Origin of the sequence: Pseudomonas sp., assembly GCF_017744435.1 — a bacterium.
Lineage (GTDB): Bacteria > Pseudomonadota > Gammaproteobacteria > Pseudomonadales > Pseudomonadaceae > Aquipseudomonas.
On the sequence record NZ_JAGIBG010000047.1, the window covers coordinates 1 to 24,120 of the forward strand.

Consider the following 24,120-nt stretch of genomic DNA (forward strand, 5'->3'; position numbering starts at 1 on the left):
CAGGTGCCGGGGGAGGCGCAGGCGGCATTTGTGGAAGATTTGCTGGTAGCGTTCTCCTGATCTGGCCTCTTCGCGGGCTTGCCCGCTCCCACAGGAACAGCGCTGCCCTGAGGTTGGGCGCTATCCCTGTGGGAGCGGGCAAGCCCGCGAAGAGGCCAGATCAGGAGAACGCTACCAGCAAATCTTCCACAAATGCCGCCTGCGCCTCCCCCGGCACCTGCGCCCGATGCCGAGCCAAGGTGAAGGGCACGACAAAATCCAACCCCGGATCCAGCGCCTGCAACACCCCCTGAGCCTCCCAGCTCGCCGCACAGTGACACGGCAGATAACCAATATGCCGCCCCGAAAGAATGAACGTCAGCACGCTCTCGATCTGCTCCGCCACTGCCATGCTGTGTCGGCTCTGGAACGGCTCGCCGCCCTTGAGGAAGCGATAGGGATGCCGCACCTGGTCCGCCTCCAGCAACTGCTCGTGGGTCACCTCGGCCGCATCGAACAGCGCATGCCCCTTGCCGCAGTACAAACGCTGCCGCTCCTCGAACAACGGCTGATAGTCGAACGCCGCCTGGTTGCCGGAAAAATAGCTGATGGCAAAGTCCAGCCGTTGTTCCAGCAGCAGTCGCTCCAGCTCCGCCGGTGGTGCGCTGATCAGTTCCAGTTGCACCGCTTCCTCGCGCCCGCGAAAGCGTGAAATGGCCGTGGCCAGGCGCAGGCTCACGGCCGCATCCTGGTTCTCGGCCATGCCCACCCGCACCGTCCCCAGCAGGCGCCCGGCCACGCCGTTGGCCTGTTGGCGAAACAGCTCGATGTTCAGTAACAGGCCACGCGCTGCCTCCAACAGCAGCTCGCCCTTGTCGGTCAGGCGAAAGCCGCCTTTGCCGCGGCTGCACAGGCGGTAGCCCAGGCGCGTTTCCAGCTGCGCCATGCGCTGGCTGATGGTGGGTTGGCTCAGGCCCAGTACGCCCTGGGCGGCACTGAAGCCGCCGGCCTCTACTACAGTGACGAACAGCCGCAGCAGGTGCAGGTCGGGGTCGTGCAGTTGTCCGAGCATCACATTGCTCCTGATGAATGTCAGCTTTGCAAACTTGCCATTCTTGCAATGTTACCCGGCTGGCATGCTGGCGGCATCCACCCATTTGCCGAGGTGCCCGTCATGCGTCGATCGCTGTGCCTGTTGTCCCTGATCCTGGCCCTGCCGCTGCAGGCCGAAGAAAAGGTCGTCAATCTCTACAGCTGGGCCGACTACGTCGCCCCGGAAACCCTCCAGCGCTTCGAACAGGAAACCGGCTACAAGGTGCGCTACGACACCTTCGACACCACCGAAGTCCTGGAAACCAAGCTGCTCACCGGCCGCAGCGGCTACGACGTGGTCGTGCCGTCCGCCACCGTGCTGGCCCGGGCGCTGAAAGCCAATGCCCTGCAACCGCTCGATGCGCAAGGCATGCCCGGTTATGCCAACCTCGACAAGGACCTGCTGGCCAAGCTGGCCGAGGCCGACCCAGGCAACCGTTACGCCGTGCCCTACACCTGGGGCACCCTGGGCCTGGGGGTGAATGTCGAAGCGGTGCGCCAGCGCCTGGGCGATGTGCCGCTGGACAGCCTCGACCTGCTGTTCAAACCCGAGTACGCCAGCCGCCTCAAGGAGTGCGGCATCGCCATGCCGGACTCGCCGCAGGAAGTGATCGGCGTCGCCCTCAACTACCTCGGCAAGGACCCCTACAGCCAGGACAAGGCCGACCTCGCGGCGGCGCAGAGCCTGCTGAGCCAGCTGCAGCCGTCGATCAGCTACGTCGCCAATGGCCGGCAGATCAACGACCTGGCCAACGGCAGCGTATGCCTGGCGCTGACCTACAACGGCGATGCGGCCATGGCCGCCGACCAGGCGCGCCGCGCCGGCAAGCCGTTCGAGCTGATCTACCGCATCCCCCGTGAAGGCACCCTGGTGTGGCAGGACAACCTGGTCATCCCCAAGGACGCCCCGCACCCGGAGGCTGCCCGGGCCTTCATCGCATTCATGCTCAAGCCAGAGTCGGTGGCTGCCCTGACCAATACGCTGTTCTTCGCCAACGCCAACCAGGCGGCCACGCCGCTGGTGGATGACGCCGTGCGCAATGACCCGGATATCTACCCCCCTGCCGATGTGCGTGAGCGCCTGTATGCCGACCGCAGCATGGCGCTGTCCGACCTGCGCCAGCGCAACCGGCTGTGGACGGCTTTCCGCAGCCGCCAGTGACCGATAACCCTAAAGGAGCCCAACCGTGGAACAAGCCCAGAACAACGACCAGGCCATGACCCGCGACAGCCTGTACGGTACCGCAGCGGAAAGTACCTACGCCGGTATCACCAGTTTCTCCCGTCGCCGCTACAGCCGCGATTTGCGCGGGGTGGATGTGGTGGTCAGCGGCGTGCCGTTCGATACTGCCACCAGCAACCGCCCTGGCGCGCGCTTCGGGCCGCGCGCGATCCGCGCCGCCTCGGTGCAGCAGGCCTGGGCGCGCCACTGGCCCTGGGCGTTCGACCCGTTCGACCACCTGGCGGTGATCGACTACGGTGACTGCGCCTTTGACAGCGGCACCCCGCAGTCGGTACCGGACAGCATCGAGGCCCACGCCGAGCACATTCTTGAAGCCGGTTGCGCCATGCTTACCCTGGGCGGTGACCATTTCATCAGTTACCCGCTGCTCAAGGCCCATGCCCGGCGCCATGGCCCGCTGGCGCTGATCCATTTCGATGCGCACAGCGACACCTGGCCGGACGAAGAGGGCCGTATCGACCATGGCACCATGTTCTGGCATGCCGCCCGTGAGGGCCTGGTCGATCCGTCCTGCTCGGTGCAGGTCGGCCTGCGCACCACCAATGACGACAGCCAGGGCTTCGCCATTCTCGATGCCCGGCAGGTGCACCGACAGGGCACCGAAGCGATCATCGCGGCGATCCGTCAGCGGGTCGGCGACCGGCCGGTGTACCTGACCTTCGACATCGATTGTCTCGACCCGGCCTATGCACCCGGCACCGGCACACCGGTATGTGGCGGCCTGAGCACGGTGCAGGCGCTGGAGATCCTCGGTGGCCTGCGCGGCATCAACCTGGTGGGCATGGACCTGGTGGAAGTGGCGCCGGCCTATGATCACGCCGATATCACCGCGCTGGCCGGGGCCACCCTTGCCATGGAGATGCTGTGCCTGTACGCGGCACGGCACAAGGTCGATGCCGCCCGGTGATCGGCGGGCCTGATGCACTGCGCCATCAGGCCCATACTGAAACATCAGGAATCGCATTCACACTTTTGCCGCGAACCCTTCGCGCCTTAGGCTATCCAAACGCTCAAGGCGCGCTTTTTCGTACAGGAGGTGAAGCATGAATCTTACATTGCCGACCCTGGCCATCGGCCTGCTGCTGTGCCTGCCGGTGCAGGCAGCCCCCGTGCAGCCGCTGCAGCTCGCCGCCAGCAATAACAACCCGTACAACAGCCCGATCCAGCGCGCCAACCCCAACAGTCGCCAGGGCAGCATGCCGGCCACACCGCCCGTTCGCGGCCCGTCCACCCAGCCCATTTACCGCACGCCAAGCCTGGACAACCGTGGTATCGGCAATGGCGACAACCTGCGCCGCCAGCAGCAGGCGCCCAATCTGGAGCCGACGCGACCATCGCGTGACAGCCAGCGTGTGCCCTGACCCCATAGCGCGTAGCGTGACTTCATAGAAAGGAATCCTGCATGACCCGAACCCACTGGCTGACCACCCTGGCCGCCGCTGCGCTGTTGCCGCTGCTGGCCCATGCCGCCCCCGAGCAGCAATTTCCCAGCGAAGAGGGGCAACTCACGGTCAGTACCGTGGCCGATGGCCTGCGCAACCCTTGGGCGCTGGCTTTCCTGCCGGGTGGCAAGGACATGCTGGTCACCGAGCGCCCCGGCAACCTGCGTGTGATCAGCGCCGAGGGCAAGGTCGGCCCTCCCATCAGCGGCGTGCCCAAGGTCTGGGCCGAAGGCCAGGGTGGCCTGCTCGACGTGGTGCTGTCGCCTGAGTTCGCCAAGGACCGCACGGTATACCTGTCGTACGCCGAGGAGGGGAGCGATGGCAAGGCCGGTACGGCGGTGGGCCGTGGTCAGCTGTCCGAGGACCGCGCGCGGCTGGAAAACTTCAATGTGATCTTCCGCCAGCAACCCAAGCTCTCCGTAGGCAATCACTTCGGCTCGCGGCTGATATTCGACCGCGACGGCTTCCTGTTCATCGCCCTGGGCGAGAACAACCAGCGCGCCACCGCCCAGGACCTGGACAAGTTGCAGGGCAAGGTCGTGCGGATCTTGCCCGACGGTGAAATACCCAAGGACAACCCCTTCGTCGGCAGGCCGAATGTGCGCCCGGAAATCTGGTCGTTCGGCCACCGCAACCAGCAGGGCGCGGCGCTCAACCCCTGGACCGGCAAGCTCTGGACCCATGAACATGGCCCGCGTGGCGGCGACGAGATCAACATCCCTGAGCCGGGCAAGAATTATGGCTGGCCGATCGCCACGCACGGTATCAACTACTCGCTGCTGCCGATCCCCGAGGCCAAGGGCAAGCATGTCGACGGTATGGTCGACCCGCACCATGTCTGGGAAAAATCGCCCGGCATCAGCGGCATGGCCTTCTATGACAGCCCGACCTTCAAGGCCTGGGATCACAACCTGTTCATTGGCGCATTGGCGACCCAGGAATTGATCCGCCTGCAACTCGATGGCGACAAGGTCGTCCATGAAGAGCGCATGCTGGGTGACTTGAAGGCGCGCATCCGTGATGTGCGGGTCGGGCCGGATGGCTACCTGTATGTGCTGACCGATGCCAAGGATGGGGCACTATTGAAGGTCGGCCTGAGCGAGGGCTGACGCAGCTTTTCGCCTGTAGCGGCGCTTTCGCGGGTAAACCCGCTCCCACAGGCACCTCATTGGCTTCAGGCGTGGTGAAGCCCCTGTGGGAGCGGGTTTACCCGCGAAAGGGCCAGCCCATACAATGCAGCCCTCACAGCTCAAGCCGGCAGTCATGCAACTCGACCCGCTAAATTGCTATCGCGTGGCACTCTCAGAGCACGGCTTCGCCGAAGATCCGGCCCAGGCCAAGGCTGTCACGGCCCTGCAAACCTGCTTCGAAGCCCTGGAGCATGGCCATACCCCCCAGGGCCTGTACCTTTGGGGCCCGGTCGGCCGCGGCAAGACCTGGCTCATGGACCTGTTCCACCGCTGCCTCAGCGTCCCGTCGCGGCGGCAGCACTTCCACCATTTCATGGCCTGGGTTCACCAGCGGCTGTTCCAGCTCAACGGCACCGCCGACCCCTTGAAGGCGCTGGCGCGGGAACTGGCCGGGCAGATCCGTGTACTGTGCTTCGACGAACTGTTCGTCAGCGACATCGGCGATGCGATCATTCTCGGCCGCCTGTTCCAGGTGCTGTTCGATCACGGCGTCGTGGTCGTCGCGACCTCCAACCAGCCACCGCAACAGCTGTACCGCGATGGCTTCAATCGCGAGCGTTTCCTGCCGGCCATCAGCGCCATCGAGCGGCACATGCAGGTGCTTTCAGTGGCAGGCGAGCAGGATCATCGCCTGCATCCGGGCGCACAGCGCCAGCGTTACTGGGTAGCTGAAGCGGGAAACAAAGGCGGTGCGCTTGAAGCCGTATTCCAACAGCTCAGCCCAGATGACCCCGGCAGTAACGCCCCCCTGCTGATCGGCTCGCGGCAGATTCAGGTGATCCGGCGCAGCACCCAGGCCGTCTGGTGCCACTTTACCGAGCTCTGCGAACGGCCTTTGGCCGCCCTGGAGTTCATGGCCTTGTGCGATCGCTTCCCGGCGATCCTGGTCGAGGGCATCCCGGCCCTGGGCGGTGAACAGCGGGCCGGGCGCATCGCCCGCGGCACCGAGGATGGCGCAGCGCGTGTCGCGGCAGGCGACCGCGAGCTGCCGATGTTGTCACCCAAGGATGACGCCGTGCGCCGTTTCATCGCCCTGGTCGACGAATGCTACGACCGCCGGGTGGCCCTGTACCTGGAGGCACAAGTGCCGCTCGATGCGCTCTACACTCAAGGGTATCTGGCGTTCCCGTACCAAAGGACCCTGAGCCGGCTACGGGAGATGCAACTGCAACGCTTCGCCTGAAGGAGCCGAACCATGGAGCCGTTGTCGCATCATCTGCTGACCCAGGCCTACAACAATGGCTGGGCCAACCACCGCCTGTACAAGGCCTGCCTGCTACTGACCCACGACGAGTTCGTCGCGCCCCGTTGCAGCTTCTTCCCGTCGATCAAGGCCACCCTCAACCACCTGCTGACGGTGGACTGGTTCTATCTGGACATGCTCGAGTGCGAACAGCGCGGTGAGGCGCCGAACCCGGATGGCGAGCGCTTCTTCGAGCCGGAGCAACCGTTCGCCACCTGCACCGACCTGTATGCCGAGCAGGCCCAGGCCGACCACCGGCTGATCGCCTATTGCAGCCTGATGCAGGACGATCAGCTGGCGCGCTACGTGAGCATCGTGCGCCCCGAGCGGATCCAGCGCGAACAACGTTTGCGACTGCTGGCGCATTTGTTCGAGCACCAGATCCATCACCGTGGGCAGGTGCATGCGATGCTCAGTGACACCGCAGTGCGGCCGCCGCAGCTGGATGAGTTTTTCTGTGAAGAGGAAGCCGACCTGCGGGCGCTGGACTTTGCCGAACTCGGCTGGAGCGAAGCGCAGGTCTGGAAGGGTTAGCTGTGGGAGAACTGTCTTGATCAGTTGCTAAAAGCCGGCGCGGCTCCCACAAGTACAGCGCACGCCTGGAAGGGTTAGCGGCCGAGCCACTCCACCAGCGTGCGGTTGAAGCGCCGTGGTTCCTCGATCTGCGGCGCATGCCCCATGCCCTCGAAGGTCACCAACTCGCCTTGTGGAATCAGCTTGGCCACTTCTGGCCCCAGTTCCTTGTACTTGCCCAGCCTGGCCTTCACTTCAGGCGGGGCGATGTCGCTGCCGATCGCCGTAGTGTCCTGGTCGCCGATCAACAGCAGGGTCGGCATCTTCAGGTCCTTGAACTCGTGATACACCGGCTGGGTGAAGATCATGTCGTAGATCAGCGCCGAGTTCCACGCCACGGCCTCATGCCCCGGCCCCTTGTTCAGGCCCACCAGCATCTGTACCCAGCGCTCGTACTCGGGCTTCCAGCGCCCCGCGTAGTAGGTCTTGCGTTCATATTCGCGCACGCCTTCGGCATCGAGCTTGAGCTCGCGGGCATACCACTGGTCCACCGTGCGGTAGGGCACACCCAGGGCTTTCCAGTCTTCCAGGCCGATCGGGTTGACCATCGCCAGGCGCTCGACCTGCTGCGGGTACATTAGCGCGTAGCGGGTGGCGAGCATGCCCCCGGTGGAGTGGCCGAGCACGACGGCCTGCTTGACGCCCAGCTGTTCGAGCAGGGCATGGGTGTTCACCGCCAGTTGCTGGAAACTGTACTGGTACTGGGCCGGTTTGCTCGAGGTGCAGAAGCCGATCTGGTCCGGGGCGATCACCCGGTAGCCCGCCTGGCTCAAGGCGTCGATGGTGGTCTCCCAGGTGGCGGCGCAGAAGTTCTTGCCGTGCATCAGCACCACGCTGCGGCCATTGGCCTGGCCCTGGGCCGGCACATCCATGTAGCCCATCTGCAGGTGCTGGCCCTGGGACTGGAAGTCGAAATGCTTGAGTGGGTGGGGGTAGGTGAAGCCTTCGAGCTGTTTGCCATAGGTGGGCGATTCGGCAGCGAGGGCAGGGGCGCCGACGAGGCAGGCCAGGGCCAGGGCGGTTGCGCGCAGCATGGGGGCACTCCGTGTAGGACCATGTAGGAATTGGCGACTGTAGCAGTCAGTGGACCACCTTAAACGTTAAAGGTGTTACCAGGCATGAAACCAGCCCAAGGTAATCATCGCCACGACGATATAGCGCCCCCCCTTGGCCAGGGTCACCAGCAGCAGAAAACGCCAGAACGGTTCACGCATGATGCCGGCAATCAGGGTCAGCGGATCGCCGATCACCGGCATCCAGCTCAGCAGCAGCGACCATTGCCCCCAACGCTGGTAGCGCTGTTGCGCGCGCTCCAGCTGGCTCGCGCTGAAGGGGAACCAGCGTTCATCGCGCAGGTGCTCGATGGCCCGACCGAGCGCCCAGTTGACCACTGAACCGAGCACATTGCCCAGGGTGGCCACCAGCAGCAAGGTCAACCAGGCATGGGGCTCGCGCAGCAGCAGGCCGACCAGCACTGCCTCCGATTGCAGCGGCAGCAGGGTGGCGGCACCGAAAGCGCTGAAAAACAGCGCCCAGAGGCTCAGCATCAGTAGCTGGCGACCACGGTGTCCTGGCCATCCTGGGTCACGCCGATGACCTGGTAGCCATCCTTGTGGTCACCCATTTCCATGCCGGGCGAGCCCATGGGCATGCCCGGCACGGCCAGGCCTTTGAGGTCGTTGCGCTTGGCCAGCAGGCGCACCTGCTCGGCGGGTACATGGCCTTCGACGAACTTGCCGTCGATCACCCCGGTGTGGCACGACGCCAGGCGCGGCGCAACGCCCAGGCGCTGCTTGACGGCGCTCATGTTCGGTTCGACGTGGTCGTTGACGGTGAAACCGTTGTCGCGCAGGTGGCTGATCCAGGCCTTGCAGCAGCCACAGTTGGGGTCGCGATAGACATCGATGGTTTCGCCAGCCTGGGCCAGGCCGGTGATGGCCAGCAGGCCGAAGGTGATCAGGTGTTTACGCAGCATGGTGGAACAACTCCTTAGAAACGCAGGCGTATGCCTGCCACCAGACGGGTCTGGCCGAGGTCTTCGCTGTCTTCACGAGCCTGGTCGGCGCGGTTGCCGTGCAGGCGCTCGAAGCTTACCCCGACATAGGGCGCGAAGCCCCGGCTGATTTCGTAGCGCAGGCGCAGGCCGACTTCGCTGTCGGCAAGCCCGGCGCCCTGTTCGTGGCCGGTATCGTTGCGGCCGTAGAAGTTGGCTTCCAGGTTCGGCTCGAGGATCCAGCGGTTGGTCAGCAGGATAGCGTAAGCAGCCTCCAGGCGCAGCGCGCTCTGTTGTCGCTCACCGGCATAGGCGGTGGCTTCCAGCTCCAGGCCATAGAGCGGGGTGCCCTGGATGCCGAAGGCGGCCCAGGTCTGCCCGCTGGCTGGCGTGAAGTCCTGGCGCAGGCCGCCGACCAGCTCCCACCACGGACTGATCGCGTGGCCCCACAGCGCTTGCAACTCTGCCTTGTGGGTCTTGCCTTGTTCCCGTTCGCCTTCACTGCGCAGCCAAAGGCGATCGATGTCGCCACCGACCCAGGCCGTGGCATTCCACTTGAGGGCGCTGCTGCTTTCGAAGTGCTGGTGTTCCAGCTGATCGACGATCACTGCCCAATTGACGGCGCGATCATGCACCTGATGGCCCGGCAGGGGCGGGAAGGCGGCCTGGCGGTCGGCGTCGGTCAGTACGGGGAGCGGCGTGCGGGGTTGGTTCGGCGCGCTGGCCTGATTCATCTGGCCATGGCTCATCTGACCGTGGTCCATTGGCATGGCACCATGGTCCATGTGCTCCATGCCGGCGGCCATGGCCCGTTCGCTGGCCAGCAGCGCGGCCAGGGCGACTCCCGTGACCAGGCGCCGGTTGTTGATGTCATTCATCGACCCGTACCTCGCGGAACATGCCGGTCTCCATGTGGTAGAGCAGGTGGCAGTGGTAGGCCCAGCGGCCCAGGGCGTCGGCTGTGACCCGGTAGCTGCGGCGGCTGCCGGGCGGCATGTCGACCGTGTGCTTGCGCACCAGGAAGCGCCCGTGTTCGTCTTCCAGGTCGCTCCACATGCCGTGCAGGTGGATGGGGTGGGTCATCATGGTGTCGTTGACCAGGGTGATGCGCACCCGCTCGCCGTAGGTCAGGCGCAACGGCGCGGCATCGCTGAACTTGACCCCGTCGAACGACCAGGCGAAGCGCTCCATGTGCCCGGTCAGGTGCAGCTCGATATCCCGTGAAGGTTCGCGGCCGTCCGGGTCGGGGTAGGGGCTGCGCAGGTCGGCATAGGTCAGCACCCGGCGGCCGTTGTCGCGCAGGCCGATACCGGGGTCGGCCAGGTTGGCGCGAGGGGCCATGGTCTGCATGTCCACCAGCGGGTTGCCGGTTTCGCTGGCGGGGTGGCCTTGCATGCCGCTCATGCTGGCGTGGTCCATGCCGGCCATGTTGCTGTGATCCATCGCGGCCATGTTGCCGTGGCCCATGTCGGCCATGCTCAGTACAGGGCGCGGGTCAGGCGCCGGCACCACGGCCTGCAGGCCCATGGCGCGGGCCAGGGTGCCGCGGGCGTAACCGCTGCGGTCCATGCTCTGGGCGAACAGGGTGTAGGCGGGCAGGTCGCCGACGGTCACCAGCACGTCGTAGGTTTCGGCCACCGCGATACGCAGCTCGTCCACGGTCACCGGCGTCACTGGCAGGCCGTCGGCGGCGATCACGGTCAGCGTGAGGCCCGGAATGCGGAAGTCGAAGTAGGTCATGGCCGACGCATTGATCAGGCGCAGGCGCACGGTTTCGCCGGGCTGGAACAGGCAGGTGAAGTTGCCGTCAGGCGGCTGGCCGTTGAGCAGGTAGGTGTAGCTGGCGGCGCTGATGTCGGCGAGGTCGGTCGGGCTCATGCGCATGCGCGCCCAGACCAGGCGCTCATCTACGGTATTGCTCCAACCCTTGTCGGCGACGTCGCTGACAAAGTCGCCGAGTGTACGTTTGTGGTAGTTGAAGGCGTCGGACTGCTTTTTCAGGGTCGCGAGCAACGCTTCGGGCGCCTGGTCGGACCAGTCGCTGAACAGCAGGACATGGTCGCGCTGGTAGACATGCGGCTCGGGCTCGCGCGGCTCGATGACGATCGCGCCATACACCCCGGCTTGCTCCTGCAGGCCGGAATGGCTGTGGTACCAGTAGGTGCCGCTCTGGCGCAGGGTGAACCGGTACAGGTAATCGCCACCCGGCGCGATGCCGGCGAAGCTCAGGCCCGGTACGCCGTCCATGTTGGCCGGCAGGAGGATGCCGTGCCAGTGGATCGAGGTGTCCTGGTCGAGGCGGTTGCGCACGCGCAGGGTCACCGTGTCGCCTTCGCGCCAGCGCAGCAGTGGGCCGGGCAGGCTGCCATTGATGGTCAGCGCGGTGCGTGGCCGGCCAGTGATATTGACCGGCGTCTGGCCAATGAACAGCTCGAAGTGCTGGCCGGCCAGCTCGCGGCCTTCGCTGGCCTGGGCCAGCGGCCGCCACAGGCCCAGGCCGGCCAGTGTGGTGGCGGCGCCCAGGCCTTTGACGAAGGTGCGGCGGGTAGGGTTGCGCAACATGGCGTGGCCTCATGCGGGGGAGCCACGATCCTCGCCGGTTGCGCCTGTCAGCTGGCTGAGGCGCAGATTACAGCCTTGTCAGGCAGCCTGTTCAGCGTTGCCCAGGTCGCGCATCAACAGGCCGTACTCCAGCGCAACCTGCTCGGGAATCGGCAGGTACACTACATGGCCGTCGCCGGGCGCCACCTCGATGGCGTGCTGTTGGCGGTCGAACAGGCGGTGCAGGTCGAAGTGGTAGTTGCCACGCGGGGTCATCAATTCCAGGTGGTCACCGAGGGCGAAGCGGTTCTTCACCTTGACCTCGGCCAGGCCGTCGACGCGCACCCCCGTCAGTTCGCCGACGAACTGCTGGCGCTCGGACAACGAGTTGCCGCGCAGGTAGTTCTGGTACTCGTCATGTACATGGCGGCGCAGGAAGCCTTCGGTGTATCCCCGTTGCGCCAGCGATTCGAGGTTGTCCATCAGGGCCAGGTCGAACGGCCTCCCGGCCGCAGCGTCGTCGACGGCCTTGCGGTACGACTGGACCGCCCGGGCGCAGTAGAAATGCGACTTGGTGCGGCCTTCGATCTTCAGCGAGTGCACGCCCATGGCGGCCAGGCGCTCGACGTGCTGGATGGCGCGCAGGTCCTTGGCGTTCATGATGTAGGTGCCATGCTCGTCCTCGAAGGCCGGCATCTCGCTGCCTGGGCGATTGCTTTCCTGCAGCAGGAACACCTGCTCGGTGGGTGCGCCCAGGCCCAGGGTCGGCTCGACCTCGCGGACGATGTCACCGGTGGCGTCTTCCGTGGCCGGCGTGGCTTCGTATTTCCAGCGACAAGCATTGGTGCAGGTGCCCTGGTTGGCATCGCGCTTGTTCAGGTAACCGGACAGCAGGCAGCGACCGGAGTAGGCCATGCACAGTGCGCCGTGGACGAACACTTCCAGCTCCATGTCCGGCACGTGCTGGCGGATCTCCTCGATCTCCTCCAGCGACAGCTCGCGCGACAGGATCACCCGGCTCAGGCCCAGTTGCTGCCAGAACTGCACGCTGGCCCAGTTCACCGTATTGGCCTGCACCGACAGGTGCACCGGCATCTGCGGAAAATGCTGGCGCACCAGCATGATCAACCCGGGGTCGGACATGATCAGCGCATCCGGCGCCATCGCGATCACCGGTGTCAGGTCCTTGAGGAAGGTCTTCAACTTGGCGTTGTGCGGCGCGATGTTGACCACCACATAGAAGCGCTTGCCCTGGGCATGTGCCTCGCTGATGCCCAGCGCCAGGTTGGCGTGGTCGAATTCATTGTTGCGTACCCGCAGGCTGTAGCGCGGCTGGCCGGCATAGACCGCGTCGGCACCGTAGGCGAAGGCATAGCGCATGGACTTGAGGCTGCCGGCGGGGGCAAGCAGTTCGGGCTTGGCGGGGAGGGTCATGGACGCACCGGGGCAAAGGCGCGGATGCTAACGGCTGACCGGGGCCCTGGTATTGATTTGAATCAACACCAAGTGGCACTTTTTTCCAAGTGGTGTGCACTAATAACCATGACACCCGAGGAGCCGCCATGAACCACGATGCCCTGCAGAACAAAGCCCTGGCAGTACTCCTGGCACTGGTGACCCTCGCCTTCGTGTGGATCTTGCTGCCGTATTACGGCGCGATCTTCTGGGCGGTGATTCTCGGCATCCTGTTCGCGCCGTTGCAGCGTCACTTGCTGATCCGCTTCGGCCGCCGGCGCAACCTGGCGGCGGCCTGCAGCGTGCTGGTGTGCCTGCTGGTAGCCGTGCTGCCGGTGATCATCACCAGTGCCTTGCTGGTGCAGGAAGGCGCCACGCTGTACCAGCGTATCGAGAGCGGGCAGCTGGACATCGCCGGCTACGTCGAGCGCGGCAAGGACATGCTCCCGGCCTTTGCCCAGCACGGTCTGGACCGCATGGGCATGGGCAACCTGGACGGGCTGCGCGACAAGATCACCAAGTGGGCCACCCAGGGCAGCCAGATGCTGGCCAGCCAGGCGTTCAACTTTGGCCAGGGCACCTTCGAGTTCCTGGTGAGCTTCGGCATCATGATGTACCTGCTGTTCTTCTTCCTGCGCGAGGGCGCCGACGTGGCGCGCCGGGTGCGCCTTGCCGTGCCGCTGCCGGAGCACCAGAAGCGCCGCCTGCAATTGAAGTTCAACCGGGTAGTGCGGGCCACGGTCAAGGGCAATGTGCTGGTGGCCATCACCCAGGGCGCGCTGGGTGGTTTCATCTTCTGGGTGCTGGATATTCCCAGTGCACTGGTCTGGGCGGTGCTGATGGCGTTTCTGTCGCTGTTGCCGGCGGTGGGGGCGGGGATTGTCTGGGCGCCGGTGGCCGCGTATTTCCTGCTCACCGGGGCGATTCTGCCGGGGGTGATCCTGACGGCGTTCGGGGTATTGGTGATCGGCCTGGTGGACAACCTGTTGCGGCCGATCCTGGTGGGCAAGGACACGCGGATGCCCGACTACCTGATCCTGATGTCCACCCTCGGCGGCTTGGCGGTATTCGGGCTCAATGGTTTTGTGATCGGGCCATTGATCGCGGCGTTGTTCGTCTCCAGTTGGGCGATATTCGCCGCGACCAAACCTCAGGTGCAGTTACCGTCCTGAGGCGTTCGGTCAACGGAAGCTGTACGAAACCCCGGTGTAGACGCCAAAGCCTTCACCCGGTGTCGAACGGGCCACGTCCTGCCCGGCATCGTCGTACCCCGGCGTCACGGTTGCCGCATAGCGCTTGTTGGTCAGGTTGCGCAGGTCCAGCCAGGTCTGCCAGTCCTGCTTCGGCGAATTCCAGCCCAGGCGTGCGCCGAGCAAGGCGTAGGCGTCGGCGTGGTAGCTGTTGGCGTAGTCGACCTGGACCTTCGACGCCATCTGCGTGTTGACCCCGGCGTAGAACCCGCTCGGCCAGTCGTAGCGCAGTTCGGCCTGGTAATAGTGCATGGGGATGCCGGGCAGGCGGTTGTCGCCGAATTTGTCGTCGTCGCGGTAGTGGAAGTCGCTGAAGGTGTAAGCCTGGCGCAGGCTCAGCTTGCCCGTATCGGGTTGCGCCCAGAGGATGCTGTCCAGGCCGGCCTCGACGCCCTGGTGCACGGTGGGGCTGGCGTTGAACTCCTTGAAAGGCAAGCCTTGCACGACTTCCACATTGAGCAGTTCGTGACGCACCTGCGAGTAGTACCAGGCCAGGTCCCAATGCCCCAGCGCCGAGTCGCCGCGGGCGCCCAGTTCCAGGGTGGTGGCGGTCTGATTTTGCATCTTCATCGGCTGGTTGTTGACCGGCGCACTCCAGACCAGCGACCACGGATGCGGTGGCTCCACCGAACGGCTGAGGTTGCCATAGACCTGCAGGTCCGGGCGAATGTCGTAGCGCAGGCCTACGCGTGGCGCATAGTCCCAATCATGCTGGCTAACCTTGCCACCACTGGCCGGGTAAGTGACATCGCTTTCCCGACGGGTGTAGATCATCGCCAGGCCCGTGGTCAGCCACAGGTCCGGGACCAGCTCCAGATCATTGCCCACATGCAGCACGCTGTCCGAACCCTGGTAGGTGAAGTCACGCGTGCGCGCGCCGACCACGTCATCAACCCGCGAGAATTGCGAGGCGCCACTGTTGGGCAGGTGTTTGGTGGTACGCCAGCCAAGGGTGGTCTTGCTCTCGTGGCCGAACAGGGTGTCACTCCGGAAGTAGTTCAGCGTGCCACTGACATCGGTGTAGGCCACCTTGAGGCGCATTGGGCCTTCGCGCAGGTCCATCGGGTAGTCGTGATAGACCAGCCCGGCCTCCAGCCGCGAATCGTCGTCGAGGTAGAAGGTGGTCTTGTTGCCCACCCAGGTACTGCCCGGTTGCGGGCGGCTGTCGTTGCGCGACAGGTAGGCTGGGTTGGCGGCGCGTGGGTCGTGCTTGATCTGTTCCTTGGTCAAACGCCCGGCCAGCTCGTTTTCGGTTTCCCGATAACGCAGGTAGAATCGCGTCTCCAGGTTCGGGTTGAAGCGGTAGCCGACATTGGCGGCAATGCCTTTCGAGCTGCCGCTGCTGTGCTCCTGGTAGCCGTCGTACTCCGAGTCGGTCAGGGCCACGTAGTAGTCGAGGTTGCCCAGCACCTGCCCGGAGCTGATGTGCCGGTGCTGGTAGCCGCGGCTGCCGGCTTCATAGCGCACCTGCAGCGGTGCGGCGTCGTAGCCGGTGTGGGTCACATAGTTGATGGCCCCGCCCAAGGCGAGCGAGCCCTGATCGAAGCCATTGGCCCCACGCAGCACTTCGGCGCGGCTCAGCCACAGCGGTTCGAACAGTTCGTAGGGCGTACCGCCGGGGCCGGTCAGCGGCAGCCCGTCGAACATCGTGTACACGCCCGAACCGTGGGCGCCAGGCGCGCGGTTGATGCCCGAACCACGGATCGACAGCTTGATGCCGTCGTTACCCGCCGACTGTGCGAACACGCCAGGTTGGTAGGCCAGCACATCCTGGTTGCTGGCAACACGACCTTGTCCGACACGTTGCATGTCCACCAGGTTGGTGGCACCCGGCACTGCTCGCAGGCGCTCGCGGGCGTCGTTCAGTTCGCTTTGCTCCTCGTCGTTGATCAGCACCTGGCCCAGTTCGACGGCAGGCGCTGCCGTGGTTTGCTGGCTGACAGTGAAGATGGCCAGCAGACCAAGGTAAGACGAGAGGGGTAAAACGGGACGCATCGTACAACTCCAGGCGATAGGCGGACGGACAACGGCGTTGTGACGCGCGAAAAGCCGGTCGAAGCACGGCGATATGAGATTTTCCTGTGTAGTTTGTGTTGGACGGATTTGTAAGACGGTTCTTTACAAGTTGCATCGCTGGAGCGGGCAGGGCTGGCACTCGTAAGGTGGACCCATAGGCGGCAGCGCTGTTCGCTGCCACAACTGGCGACTACTTGGGGGAACTCAGCGATGGATACCAACCTGCGACGGACACCTGAAGGCCATGCCGATGCGCCGATCTACCTGACACCCCGTGAACAGCAAGTGTTGCTGTGGTGCGCCTATGGCAAGAGTTCATGGGAGATCGGCCAGATCCTGCAGTGCAAAGAGTCGACGGTGAACTTCCACGTGGCCAACCTGTTGCGCAAGTTCGATGTGCCTACGCGTGTGGCGGCTGTGATCAAAGCCATCCGCTACGGCATGCTGGCCGAACAGTGAGGGATGACATGCGTGCAGAACACTTGAGCCAACAATCACGGACCAAGTCTTGGTTCAAGCCGGGACCTGTCTGATGGAGGCCGCCGTCACTGCGTTGCCTTGTTGGGTACCGAAGGCTGGGCCCTGTTCGGTGCGCTACTGGGGGCCCTGCTGGTGAGCGCCGCCCGGGACCGCCTCATCATCCTGCCGCGCAAGCGACTGTCCGCCCGCAAGCAGCGGTTGCTGGTGTTGCTGGCCTTGGGGGTCGGCTACCTGTTCGAGCCACTGCTGCACTCGCTGGCGCCCATGTTGTCCCGCGGGATGGCGGCCTTCGTTGCGGCGGTGGTGGTGATCCCGATTACCTTGAAGGTCATCGTCTGGCTGGATACGGTCGATCTGCGCGAGCTCATCCAGCGCTGGCGTCGGCGTGGCTAGCCCGAGTGTGCGGCAGGCATGCGCCTGGTCAGTTCCTGCAGTTGCCGCTCCAACTGACGGATACGTTGCTTGTCCTCGATGTGCAGCAGCACTGCCTGGCGGTCTTCTTGGCTCAACCCGCGCAGCCGCGTGAGGATGTCGTTCTCCCAGCTGTCCTGTGTATCCGCAGGTCGGCTGTCATCGCGCTCGCCCAGCAGTAGCCAATCCAGCGAACAGCCATGCTGTCGGGCCAGGTCTACGCATATTGAGTATGGGATGCTGTCGCGCACTTTCCAGCTGCTCAGCGTCTGCGGGCTGACTTCCAGGGCCCTGGCCATTTGAACGTCGGTGTCTGAGCAGGTCAGCAGCTTGAGACGAGCCAGCACCGATGCAAACGAGCGGCTACTCATAACGAATATCCATGAGTGGTTTAACAACATTCCTTGGGCTTAGAATACTCGTTTTGAATATAAGCCCTTTGACTTGAGGAGATATCTTGGCATGAGAAGCAAACTGATGAAAAACCTTTATATGAAGGTAGCCAATACCTGTGAATCCGGCAGGACTTTCTTACAGCCTTTTGGCTCAGGCATTACTTGCAGGTGCATTGCGTGAGTACTTACAAACTGGTCTGCCCACATTGCACCAGCCGTATGCGAATTCGTACCAGTGAAGGTCGGCATATCTTCCTGCGCATTGCTTACTTGCAATGCATCAACGAAGCCTGCGGCTGGTCGGTGAGAGCAGAGTTCGAAATGACCCATGAACTATCGCCCAGTGGCATGCCCAACCCGGAAGTGCACCTGCCTTCGGCCAGCAAGGACCTGCGCAGGTCTGCGGCCTCGGCGCGCGATGACGGTACTTCTGCTGGCCCATGCCAGGGAAGCCCATCGAGGCAGCCACCAGGCGCAGATAAAAAAACACCCCGCTAATGCGGGGTGTCTGTGCTTCAGCTGTGATCAGCCGAGCAGTTGCAGGCCAGCGTGCTGCACCATGTCCAGCAGCGGCTGCGGGTACACACCCAGAACGAAGGCGAGAATGGCGATGGCCAGCAGCATCACGCCACCGGTGCGCTGTTCCCACTTCAGCGGGGCGTCGTGGCGACGCAGGTTCGGCTCGACCAGGTACAGGGTGACCATGACGCGCAGGTAGTAGTAGACGCCGATGGCGCTACCGATCACCAGGGCACCGACCAGCCACCACAGCTGCGACTCGACGCCGGTGGCGATGATGTAGAACTTGCCGATGAAGCCAGCGGTCAGCGGAATGCCCGCCAGCGACAGCATCATCACGGTCAGCACCGCAGTCAGGTACGGACGGCGCCAGAACAGGCCGCGGTACTCGTACAGCGCATCGGCGTCACGGCCGCCGTAAGGCGAGGACATCAGGGTGATGACACCGAAGGCGCCGAGGCTGGTGATCACGTAGGTGACCAGGTACACGCCCATGGCTTCCAGGGCCAGGCCCTTGCTGGCGACCAGGGCGATGACCAGGTAGCCGAAGTGGGCGATGGACGAGTAACCGAGCAGGCGCTTGAGGTTGCTCTGGGTCAGCGCCAGCAGGTTACCGATCAGGATCGATGCCACGGCGATCACGCCCAGCACGGTGCTCAGCATGCCGCTGCTGGCGGCAGGGGAGAGCATGAACAGGCGCACCACCACGGCGAACACCGCGACCTTGCTGGCGGTGGCCAGGAACGCGGCGACCGGCGCCGGGGCGCCTTCGTACACGTCCGGGGTCCACAGGTGGAACGGTACCAGCGACAGCTTGAAGGCCAGGCCGACCAGCATCATGCCCAGGCCCAGCTGGGCCAGCAGGCTTGGCATGCTGGTGGCGGCCAGGGCCTTGCCCAGCTGGTCGAAGGTCAGGCTGCCAGCGTCGGCGTACAGCAGGGCCATGCCGAACAGCAGGAAGGCGGAGCCGGCGGCCGACAGCACCATGTACTTGATGCCGGCTTCCAGCGAGCGCTTGTTGAAGAAGGCATACGCCACCAGGCCGTAGACCGGTACCGACAGCAGCTCCAGGCCGATGAACAGGCCGGCCAGGTGGTTGGCGCTGACCAGCACCAGGCCACCGAGGGCAGACATCAGCAGCAGCAGGTACAGCTCTTCACGGTTGCCCGGGAAGCCCTTGGAGCCTTCGCCGAGGTAGGCGTGGGCAAGGGTGACGCAGGCCAGCGTGGCGACCAGGATGATCGCCATGTACAGGCAGGCGAACTTGTCGATGGTAACCAGCGAGGTCACCGCCAGCGGCGCGACCTTCAGCGCCGGCAGGATCGACAGCAGGGCCAGGTTCAGGCCCACGGTGGACAGCAGGAAGGTCTGCGAGTGGTTGCGCTTCCAGGCGATCGCCAGCATCACCACCACCGTGGTGATGGTGGTGATCAGCATCGGCGCCAATGCGATGAAGTGTTGAGTGGTGAATTCCATAGCGCTCTTACCGGGCCGAAGCGAGTTGAGTGAAAGCGGAACCGAGCCACTGCTGCACACCACTCATGGTGGCGGCAGAGGTGTCGAGGAACGGCTGTGGATACACGCCCAGCAGGATCAGCAGCCCGGCAAGGCCGAGGACCATGATCAGCTCGCGGCCGTCCATGCCGGCCAGCACGGTGTCGGCCTTGGCCGGGCCGAAGTAGGCGCGGTGGATCATGATCAGCGAGTACACCGAACCGAACACCAGGCCGGTGGTGGCGATCACGGTGATCCACGGTACATGCACGAAGCTGCCGATCAGGATCAGGAACTCGCCGACGAAGTTGCCGGTGCCTGGCAGGCCCAGCGACGCCGCGGCGAAGAACAGGCTGATGGCCGGCAGGTAGGCGATGCGGTGCCACAGGCCGCCCATCTGGCGCATGTCACGGGTGTGCAGGCGCTCGTACAGCTGGCCGGACAGGATGAACAGCGCAGCAGCTGACAGGCCGTGGGCCAGCATCTGGATCACCGCGCCTTGCAGGGCCTGCTGGCTGCCGGAGTAGATACCGATCAGCACGAAGCCCATGTGCGAGACGCTGGAGAAGGCAATCAGGCGCTTGATGTCGGTCTGCGCGAAGGCCAGGAAGGCACCGTAGAAGATGCCGATCAGGCCCAGGGTCATGGCGATCGGCGCAAACTCGGCCGAGGCGTTCGGGAACAGCGGCAGGGCGAAGCGCAGCAGGCCGTAGGCCGCAGTCTTCAGCAAGATACCGGCCAGGTCCACGGAACCTGCGGTCGGTGCCTGGGCGTGAGCGTCAGGCAGCCAGGAGTGGAACGGCACCACCGGCAGCTTCACCGCGAAGGCGATGAAGAAGCCCAGCATCAGCAGGTACTCGGTACCGGCCGGCAGCTGTGCCTTGAGCAGGTCGCTGTAGTTGAAGGTGATCACGCCGGTGTTGCTGTAGTTGACCAGCACCAGGCCCAGGATCGCCACCAGCATGATCAGGCCGCTGGCCTGGGTGAAGATGAAGAACTTGGTCGCCGCGTAGATCCGGGTCTTCTTGCCGTCTGCCGAGCTGTGACCCCAGAGCGCGATGAGGAAGTACATCGGCACCAGCATCATTTCCCAGAAGAAGAAGAACAGGAACAGGTCCAGGGCCAGGAACACACCGACCACGCCGCCGAGGATCCACATCAGGTTGAGGTGGAAGAAGCCGACGTGGCGCTGGATCTCTTTCCAGGAACACAGCACCGACAGCACACCGAGCAGGCCGGTGAGCAGGATCATCAGCAGCGACAGGCCGTCGAGGGCCAGGTGGATGCTGATGCCGAAGCGCTGGATCCACTGGACTTTGTATTCCACCGCCCAGTGGGGTTCGGCGCCCGGAGCAGGGGCAAGGGTGTAGTCGCCGTGGGCCCACAGCCAGAGGCCGATGCCGAGCAGCAGGGACATGGTCAGCAGCGCGATCCAGCGCGGCAGGGTGGCGCCGAAGCGCTCACCCAGCCAGCACAGCAGGCCGCCGATGAAGGGGATCAGGATCAGCCAAGGCAAAATCATGACGGGTTGGTTTCCTTTCGCAGAGTCGCAAGGTTCGCAAAGTTCATGGTCATACCGCTGCCACTACCACAGCGCCGAGTACCAGCACTGCGCCAACGGCGATCGAAGCGGTGTACCAGCGCAGCTGGCCGGTCTCGGTCTTGCTCATGGCGACGTTGCCGCCGCGAGCCAGGCGAGGGATCAGGCCGATGCTGCGGTCAACCGGATCCTTGCGCAGGACGTGGCTGATCAGCAGGTAAGGTTTGACGAACAGCTTGTCGTAGATCCAGTCGAAGCCCCAGGCGGCGAACCACCAGGCCGACAGCACGCGACCGATGCCGCTGTTGGCCACGGCGCTGACGAAGCGGCGCTTGCCAAGGAACAGCAAGGCCGACAGCAGGATGCCAGCGATGGCGATGGCACCGGAGGTGATCTCCAGCGCGTGCTTGGCTTCGCCACCGGCATGGCCGGCGCTTTCCGGCAGCACGCCTGCCAGCGGTGGGGTGATCCAGGCGCCGACGAAGGTCGACAGCACGATCAGCACGCCCAGCGGCAGCCAGTGGCTGATGCCGTGGCCAGCGTGGGCTTCGGTCTTGGCTTCGCCGTGGAAGGCGATGAAGATCAGGCGGAAGGTGTACAGCGAGGTCATGAACGCGCCGACCAGGCCGGCGTACAGCAGGCCGGTGTTGCCGCTGGCGAAGGCTTCCCAGAGGATCTCGTCCTTGGAGTAGAAGCCCACGGTCACGATCGGCAGGGCTGCCAGGGCAGCGCCACCCACCACGAAGCTGGCGTAGGCCAGCGGCAGCTTCTTCCACAGGCCGCCCATCTTGAAGATGTTCTGCTCGTGGTGGCAGGCAACGATCACCGCACCGGAAGCAAGGAACAGCAGGGCCTTGAAGAAGGCGTGGGTCATCAGGTGGAAGATCGCCGCGTCCCAGGCACCCACGCCCAGGGCCAGGAACATGTAGCCGATCTGGCTCATGGTCGAGTAGGCGAGGATACGTTTGATGTCGGTCTGCACCAGCGCGGCGAAGCCGGCCAGTACCAGGGTCACGCCACCCACTACACCCACCAGGTGCAGGATGTCCGGTGCCAGCAGGAACAGGCCGTTGGTACGGGCGATCAGGTACACGCCCGCGGTCACCATGGTTGCCGCGTGGATCAGTGCCGAAACCGGGGTCGGGCCTGCCATCGCGTCGGCCAGCCAGGTCTGCAGCGGCAGCTGGGCCGATTTACCGACTGCGCCACCCAGCAGCATCAGGGTGGCCAGTACCATCCAGGTGTCGCCAGCCTGGAACTTCTGCGGCGCCAGCACCAGCAGTTCCTGCACGTTCAGGGTACCCAGCTGGGCGAACAGGATGAACAGGCCGATGGCCATGAACACGTCGCCGATGCGGGTGACGATGAACGCCTTGAGTGCCGCGTTACCGTTGTTGCGGTTGCTGTAGTAGAAACCGATCAACAGGTACGAGCACAGGCCCACGCCTTCCCAGCCGAAGTAGATGAACAGCAGGTTATCGCCGAGGACCAGGAACAGCATGCTGGCGATGAACAGGTTGGTATACGAGAAGAAGCGCGAGTAACCGGCTTCGCCACGCATGTACCAGGAGGCGAACAGGTGGATCAGGAAGCCGACACCGGTGACCACGCCGAGCATGGTGACGGACAGGCCGTCGACATACAGGGTGAAGTTGGGCGCGAAGCCATCCACCGACATCCACTGCCACAGCAGCTGGCTGTACGCGCCGCCCTCAGGCGGGGCGACGTTGAACTGCCAGATCACGTATGCGGCCACGGCGGCCGAGAGGCCCACCGAGCCGACGCCGATCAGCGCGGACAGGTTCTCCGAGAACCGCCCGCGCGAGAACGACAGCAGCAGGAAGCCGATGAGGGGGAAGACGAAAGTCAGGAAGATAAGGTTCATCCGCGCATCTCACTGGCAGCATCGATGTCGAGAGTGTGGAAGCGGCGATACAGCTGCAGCAGGATCGCCAGGCCAATGCTGGCCTCGGCGGCTGCCAGGCTGATCACCAGAATGAACATCACCTGGCCGTCGGGCTGGACCCAGCGGGCACCGGCGACGATGAACGCCAGGGCAGAGGCGTTCATCATGACTTCCAGGCTCATGAGCACGAAGAGGATGTTGCGGCGGACCATCAGGCCAACCAGACCTAAGCAGAACAGGATGCCGGCGACTGCCAGACCATGCTCGAGAGGGATAGCACCCATGATTTACTCCTTCGCCTCGTTGCGGCCCAGGTGGAAGGCGGTGACGGCTGCAGCCAGCAGCAGCATCGAGGCCAGTTCGACCACCAGCAGGTACGGGCCGAACAGGCTGATACCCACTTCTTTCGGGCTGACGGTGGTACCGCTGATGGCCGCGCCGCTCGGCGAGACGAACAGCACGTACAGCAGCTCCAGCAGCAGCAGGGCGGCCAGGATCACCGGCCCGGCCCAGATGCCGGGCTTGAGCCAGCCCCTCTCCTGGGCGACCGAAGCCGGCCCGAGGTTGAGCATCATCACCACGAACACGAACAGCACCATGATGGCGCCGGCGTAGGCGATCACTTCCAGGGCGCCGGCAAACGGCGCACCCAGGGCGAAGAAGATCATCGCGACGGAAATCAGCGAGATGATCAGGTACAGCAAGGCGTGCACGGGGTTGGTGCCGGTCACCACCCGGAGGGTGGAGACCACGGCGATCCCGGATGCGAAGTAGAAAGCGAATTCCATCTTTCTGTCCTTATGGGAGCAAGCTCTTCACGTTGATCGGCTCGGCTTCGTTCTGTGCAGAGCCCTTCGGCTTGCCAGCGATCGCCATACCCGCAACACGGTAGAAGTTGTAGTCAGGGTTCTTGCCGGGGCCGGAGATCAGCAGATCTTCTTTCTCGTACACCAGGTCCTGACGCTTGAACTCGGCCATTTCGAAATCCGGAGTCAGCTGGATCGCGGTGGTCGGGCACGCTTCTTCACACAGGCCACAGAAGATGCAGCGCGAGAAGTTGATGCGGAAGAACTCCGGGTACCAGCGGCCGTCCTCGGTCTCGGCCTTCTGCAGCGAGATGCAGCCGACCGGGCAGGCCACCGCGCAGAGGTTGCACGCCACGCAGCGCTCCTCGCCATCGGGGTCGCGGGTGAGGACGATGCGGCCGCGGTAGCGCGGCGGCAGGTACACGGGTTCTTCGGGGTACTGCAGGGTGTCGCGCTTGCGGAACCCGTGGGAGAACACCATTGCCAGGCTGCGCAGCTGGGTGCCGGTGCCCTTAACGATGTCGCCGATATACTTGAACATGGGTCAAATCC

At 64.4% G+C, this 24,120-nt stretch carries 25 protein-coding genes; 10 read left to right on the forward strand and 15 right to left on the reverse strand.

Annotation, left to right across the window (positions count from 1 at the left end; translation table 11 throughout):
* Positions 1 to 160 precede the first annotated feature (160 nt).
* Complete coding sequence (locus tag J7573_RS24025; RefSeq protein ID WP_294340844.1) at positions 161 to 1,051, reverse strand: LysR family transcriptional regulator; 891 nt, start codon at positions 1,049 to 1,051, stop codon at positions 161 to 163.
* A gap of 102 nt (positions 1,052 to 1,153) precedes the next feature.
* On the opposite strand from J7573_RS24025, the gene J7573_RS24030 reads away from it, so the two are divergent.
* The 6 genes from J7573_RS24030 to J7573_RS24055 all read left to right on the forward strand — a co-directional run bounded on the left by J7573_RS24030 (position 1,154) and on the right by J7573_RS24055 (position 6,723).
* Positions 1,154 to 2,233: an extracellular solute-binding protein gene (locus J7573_RS24030; protein ID WP_294340845.1), complete on the forward strand. Its 1,080-nt coding sequence runs from the start codon at positions 1,154 to 1,156 to the stop codon at positions 2,231 to 2,233.
* A 25-nt stretch (positions 2,234 to 2,258) separates the two neighbouring features.
* Positions 2,259 to 3,221: an agmatinase gene (speB, locus tag J7573_RS24035; protein WP_103446687.1), complete on the forward strand. Its 963-nt coding sequence runs from the start codon at positions 2,259 to 2,261 to the stop codon at positions 3,219 to 3,221.
* A gap of 136 nt (positions 3,222 to 3,357) precedes the next feature.
* A complete protein-coding gene (locus J7573_RS24040; RefSeq protein WP_294340846.1) occupies positions 3,358 to 3,675 on the forward strand; it encodes a hypothetical protein in 318 nt (105 codons plus the stop codon).
* A 41-nt stretch (positions 3,676 to 3,716) separates the two neighbouring features.
* Positions 3,717 to 4,865 carry a PQQ-dependent sugar dehydrogenase gene (locus tag J7573_RS24045; protein ID WP_294340847.1) on the forward strand — a complete coding sequence of 383 codons (1,149 nt, stop codon included), beginning with the start codon at positions 3,717 to 3,719 and terminating at the stop codon, positions 4,863 to 4,865.
* Positions 4,866 to 5,019: 154 nt separating this feature from the next.
* Complete coding sequence (gene zapE / locus J7573_RS24050) at positions 5,020 to 6,129, forward strand: cell division protein ZapE (RefSeq protein ID WP_294340880.1); 1,110 nt, start codon at positions 5,020 to 5,022, stop codon at positions 6,127 to 6,129.
* Positions 6,130 to 6,141: 12 nt separating this feature from the next.
* Entirely contained in the window at positions 6,142 to 6,723 is a 582-nt protein-coding gene (locus J7573_RS24055) for a DinB family protein (RefSeq protein ID WP_294340848.1), read from the forward strand.
* Positions 6,724 to 6,797: 74 nt separating this feature from the next.
* Here the strand turns inward: J7573_RS24055 and J7573_RS24060 are convergent, their stop codons facing one another.
* From J7573_RS24060 to yegQ, 6 genes are all read right to left on the reverse strand, one after another.
* Complete coding sequence (locus tag J7573_RS24060) at positions 6,798 to 7,796, reverse strand: alpha/beta hydrolase (RefSeq protein ID WP_294340850.1); 999 nt, start codon at positions 7,794 to 7,796, stop codon at positions 6,798 to 6,800.
* A gap of 75 nt (positions 7,797 to 7,871) precedes the next feature.
* Positions 7,872 to 8,309 carry a YqaA family protein gene (locus J7573_RS24065; RefSeq protein WP_294340852.1) on the reverse strand — a complete coding sequence of 146 codons (438 nt, stop codon included), beginning with the start codon at positions 8,307 to 8,309 and terminating at the stop codon, positions 7,872 to 7,874.
* A complete protein-coding gene (locus J7573_RS24070) occupies positions 8,309 to 8,737 on the reverse strand; it encodes a DUF411 domain-containing protein (protein WP_294340855.1) in 429 nt (142 codons plus the stop codon). The genes J7573_RS24065 and J7573_RS24070 overlap by 1 nt, the downstream gene beginning before the upstream one ends.
* A gap of 14 nt (positions 8,738 to 8,751) precedes the next feature.
* Positions 8,752 to 9,633 (reverse strand): copper resistance protein B, encoded by an 882-nt coding sequence (locus tag J7573_RS24075; protein ID WP_294340857.1) that lies wholly within the window; start codon positions 9,631 to 9,633, stop codon positions 8,752 to 8,754.
* Complete coding sequence (locus tag J7573_RS24080) at positions 9,626 to 11,317, reverse strand: copper resistance system multicopper oxidase (RefSeq protein WP_294340859.1); 1,692 nt, start codon at positions 11,315 to 11,317, stop codon at positions 9,626 to 9,628. Before J7573_RS24080 ends, J7573_RS24075 begins: the two co-directional genes overlap by 8 nt.
* Positions 11,318 to 11,395: 78 nt before the next feature.
* Positions 11,396 to 12,730: a tRNA 5-hydroxyuridine modification protein YegQ gene (gene yegQ / locus J7573_RS24085; RefSeq protein ID WP_294340860.1), complete on the reverse strand. Its 1,335-nt coding sequence runs from the start codon at positions 12,728 to 12,730 to the stop codon at positions 11,396 to 11,398.
* A gap of 128 nt (positions 12,731 to 12,858) precedes the next feature.
* On the opposite strand from yegQ, the gene J7573_RS24090 reads away from it, so the two are divergent.
* Positions 12,859 to 13,923, forward strand: coding sequence for an AI-2E family transporter (locus tag J7573_RS24090; RefSeq protein WP_294340861.1), 1,065 nt, complete (start codon positions 12,859 to 12,861; stop codon positions 13,921 to 13,923).
* Positions 13,924 to 13,932: 9 nt separating this feature from the next.
* On the opposite strand, the gene J7573_RS24095 is transcribed toward J7573_RS24090, so the two are convergent.
* Positions 13,933 to 15,996 carry a TonB-dependent receptor gene (locus tag J7573_RS24095; RefSeq protein ID WP_294340862.1) on the reverse strand — a complete coding sequence of 688 codons (2,064 nt, stop codon included), beginning with the start codon at positions 15,994 to 15,996 and terminating at the stop codon, positions 13,933 to 13,935.
* A gap of 231 nt (positions 15,997 to 16,227) precedes the next feature.
* Between J7573_RS24095 and J7573_RS24100 the strand changes: the two genes are divergently transcribed.
* Positions 16,228 to 16,476 (forward strand): helix-turn-helix domain-containing protein, encoded by a 249-nt coding sequence (locus tag J7573_RS24100; RefSeq protein WP_294340863.1) that lies wholly within the window; start codon positions 16,228 to 16,230, stop codon positions 16,474 to 16,476.
* Positions 16,477 to 16,542: 66 nt separating this feature from the next.
* A complete protein-coding gene (locus J7573_RS24105; RefSeq protein ID WP_294340882.1) occupies positions 16,543 to 16,890 on the forward strand; it encodes a hypothetical protein in 348 nt (115 codons plus the stop codon).
* Here J7573_RS24105 and J7573_RS24110 read toward each other — a convergent pair.
* Entirely contained in the window at positions 16,887 to 17,279 is a 393-nt protein-coding gene (locus J7573_RS24110; protein ID WP_294340864.1) for a helix-turn-helix domain-containing protein, read from the reverse strand. The two genes, J7573_RS24105 and J7573_RS24110, sit on opposite strands and share 4 nt — an antisense overlap.
* A gap of 201 nt (positions 17,280 to 17,480) precedes the next feature.
* Here J7573_RS24110 and J7573_RS24115 point away from each other — a divergent pair, with 201 nt between their 5' ends.
* The gene (locus tag J7573_RS24115; protein ID WP_294340865.1) at positions 17,481 to 17,801 is read left to right on the forward strand and encodes an ogr/Delta-like zinc finger family protein; all 321 of its coding nucleotides are present in this window, start codon (positions 17,481 to 17,483) and stop codon (positions 17,799 to 17,801) included.
* A gap of 27 nt (positions 17,802 to 17,828) precedes the next feature.
* Here J7573_RS24115 and nuoN read toward each other — a convergent pair whose 3' ends face one another.
* From nuoN to nuoI, 6 genes are read right to left on the reverse strand one after another with little or no spacing between them, the layout of a single operon-like run.
* The gene (nuoN, locus tag J7573_RS24120; protein WP_294340866.1) at positions 17,829 to 19,298 is read right to left on the reverse strand and encodes an NADH-quinone oxidoreductase subunit NuoN; all 1,470 of its coding nucleotides are present in this window, start codon (positions 19,296 to 19,298) and stop codon (positions 17,829 to 17,831) included.
* 7 nt (positions 19,299 to 19,305) lie between these two features.
* Positions 19,306 to 20,838, reverse strand: a complete 1,533-nt coding sequence (nuoM, locus tag J7573_RS24125; protein WP_103446705.1) for an NADH-quinone oxidoreductase subunit M — start codon at positions 20,836 to 20,838, stop codon at positions 19,306 to 19,308.
* A 49-nt stretch (positions 20,839 to 20,887) separates the two neighbouring features.
* Positions 20,888 to 22,741 carry an NADH-quinone oxidoreductase subunit L gene (gene nuoL / locus J7573_RS24130; RefSeq protein ID WP_159411302.1) on the reverse strand — a complete coding sequence of 618 codons (1,854 nt, stop codon included), beginning with the start codon at positions 22,739 to 22,741 and terminating at the stop codon, positions 20,888 to 20,890.
* On the reverse strand, positions 22,738 to 23,046 hold the full coding sequence (gene nuoK / locus J7573_RS24135; protein WP_008096201.1) for an NADH-quinone oxidoreductase subunit NuoK: 309 nt from the start codon (positions 23,044 to 23,046) through the stop codon (positions 22,738 to 22,740). The genes nuoL and nuoK overlap by 4 nt, the downstream gene beginning before the upstream one ends.
* 3 nt (positions 23,047 to 23,049) lie before the next feature.
* Positions 23,050 to 23,550, reverse strand: a complete 501-nt coding sequence (nuoJ, locus tag J7573_RS24140; RefSeq protein ID WP_027920603.1) for an NADH-quinone oxidoreductase subunit J — start codon at positions 23,548 to 23,550, stop codon at positions 23,050 to 23,052.
* 10 nt (positions 23,551 to 23,560) lie between these two features.
* Positions 23,561 to 24,109 carry an NADH-quinone oxidoreductase subunit NuoI gene (gene nuoI / locus J7573_RS24145; RefSeq protein WP_003251442.1) on the reverse strand — a complete coding sequence of 183 codons (549 nt, stop codon included), beginning with the start codon at positions 24,107 to 24,109 and terminating at the stop codon, positions 23,561 to 23,563.
* Positions 24,110 to 24,120: the final 11 nt, after the last annotated feature.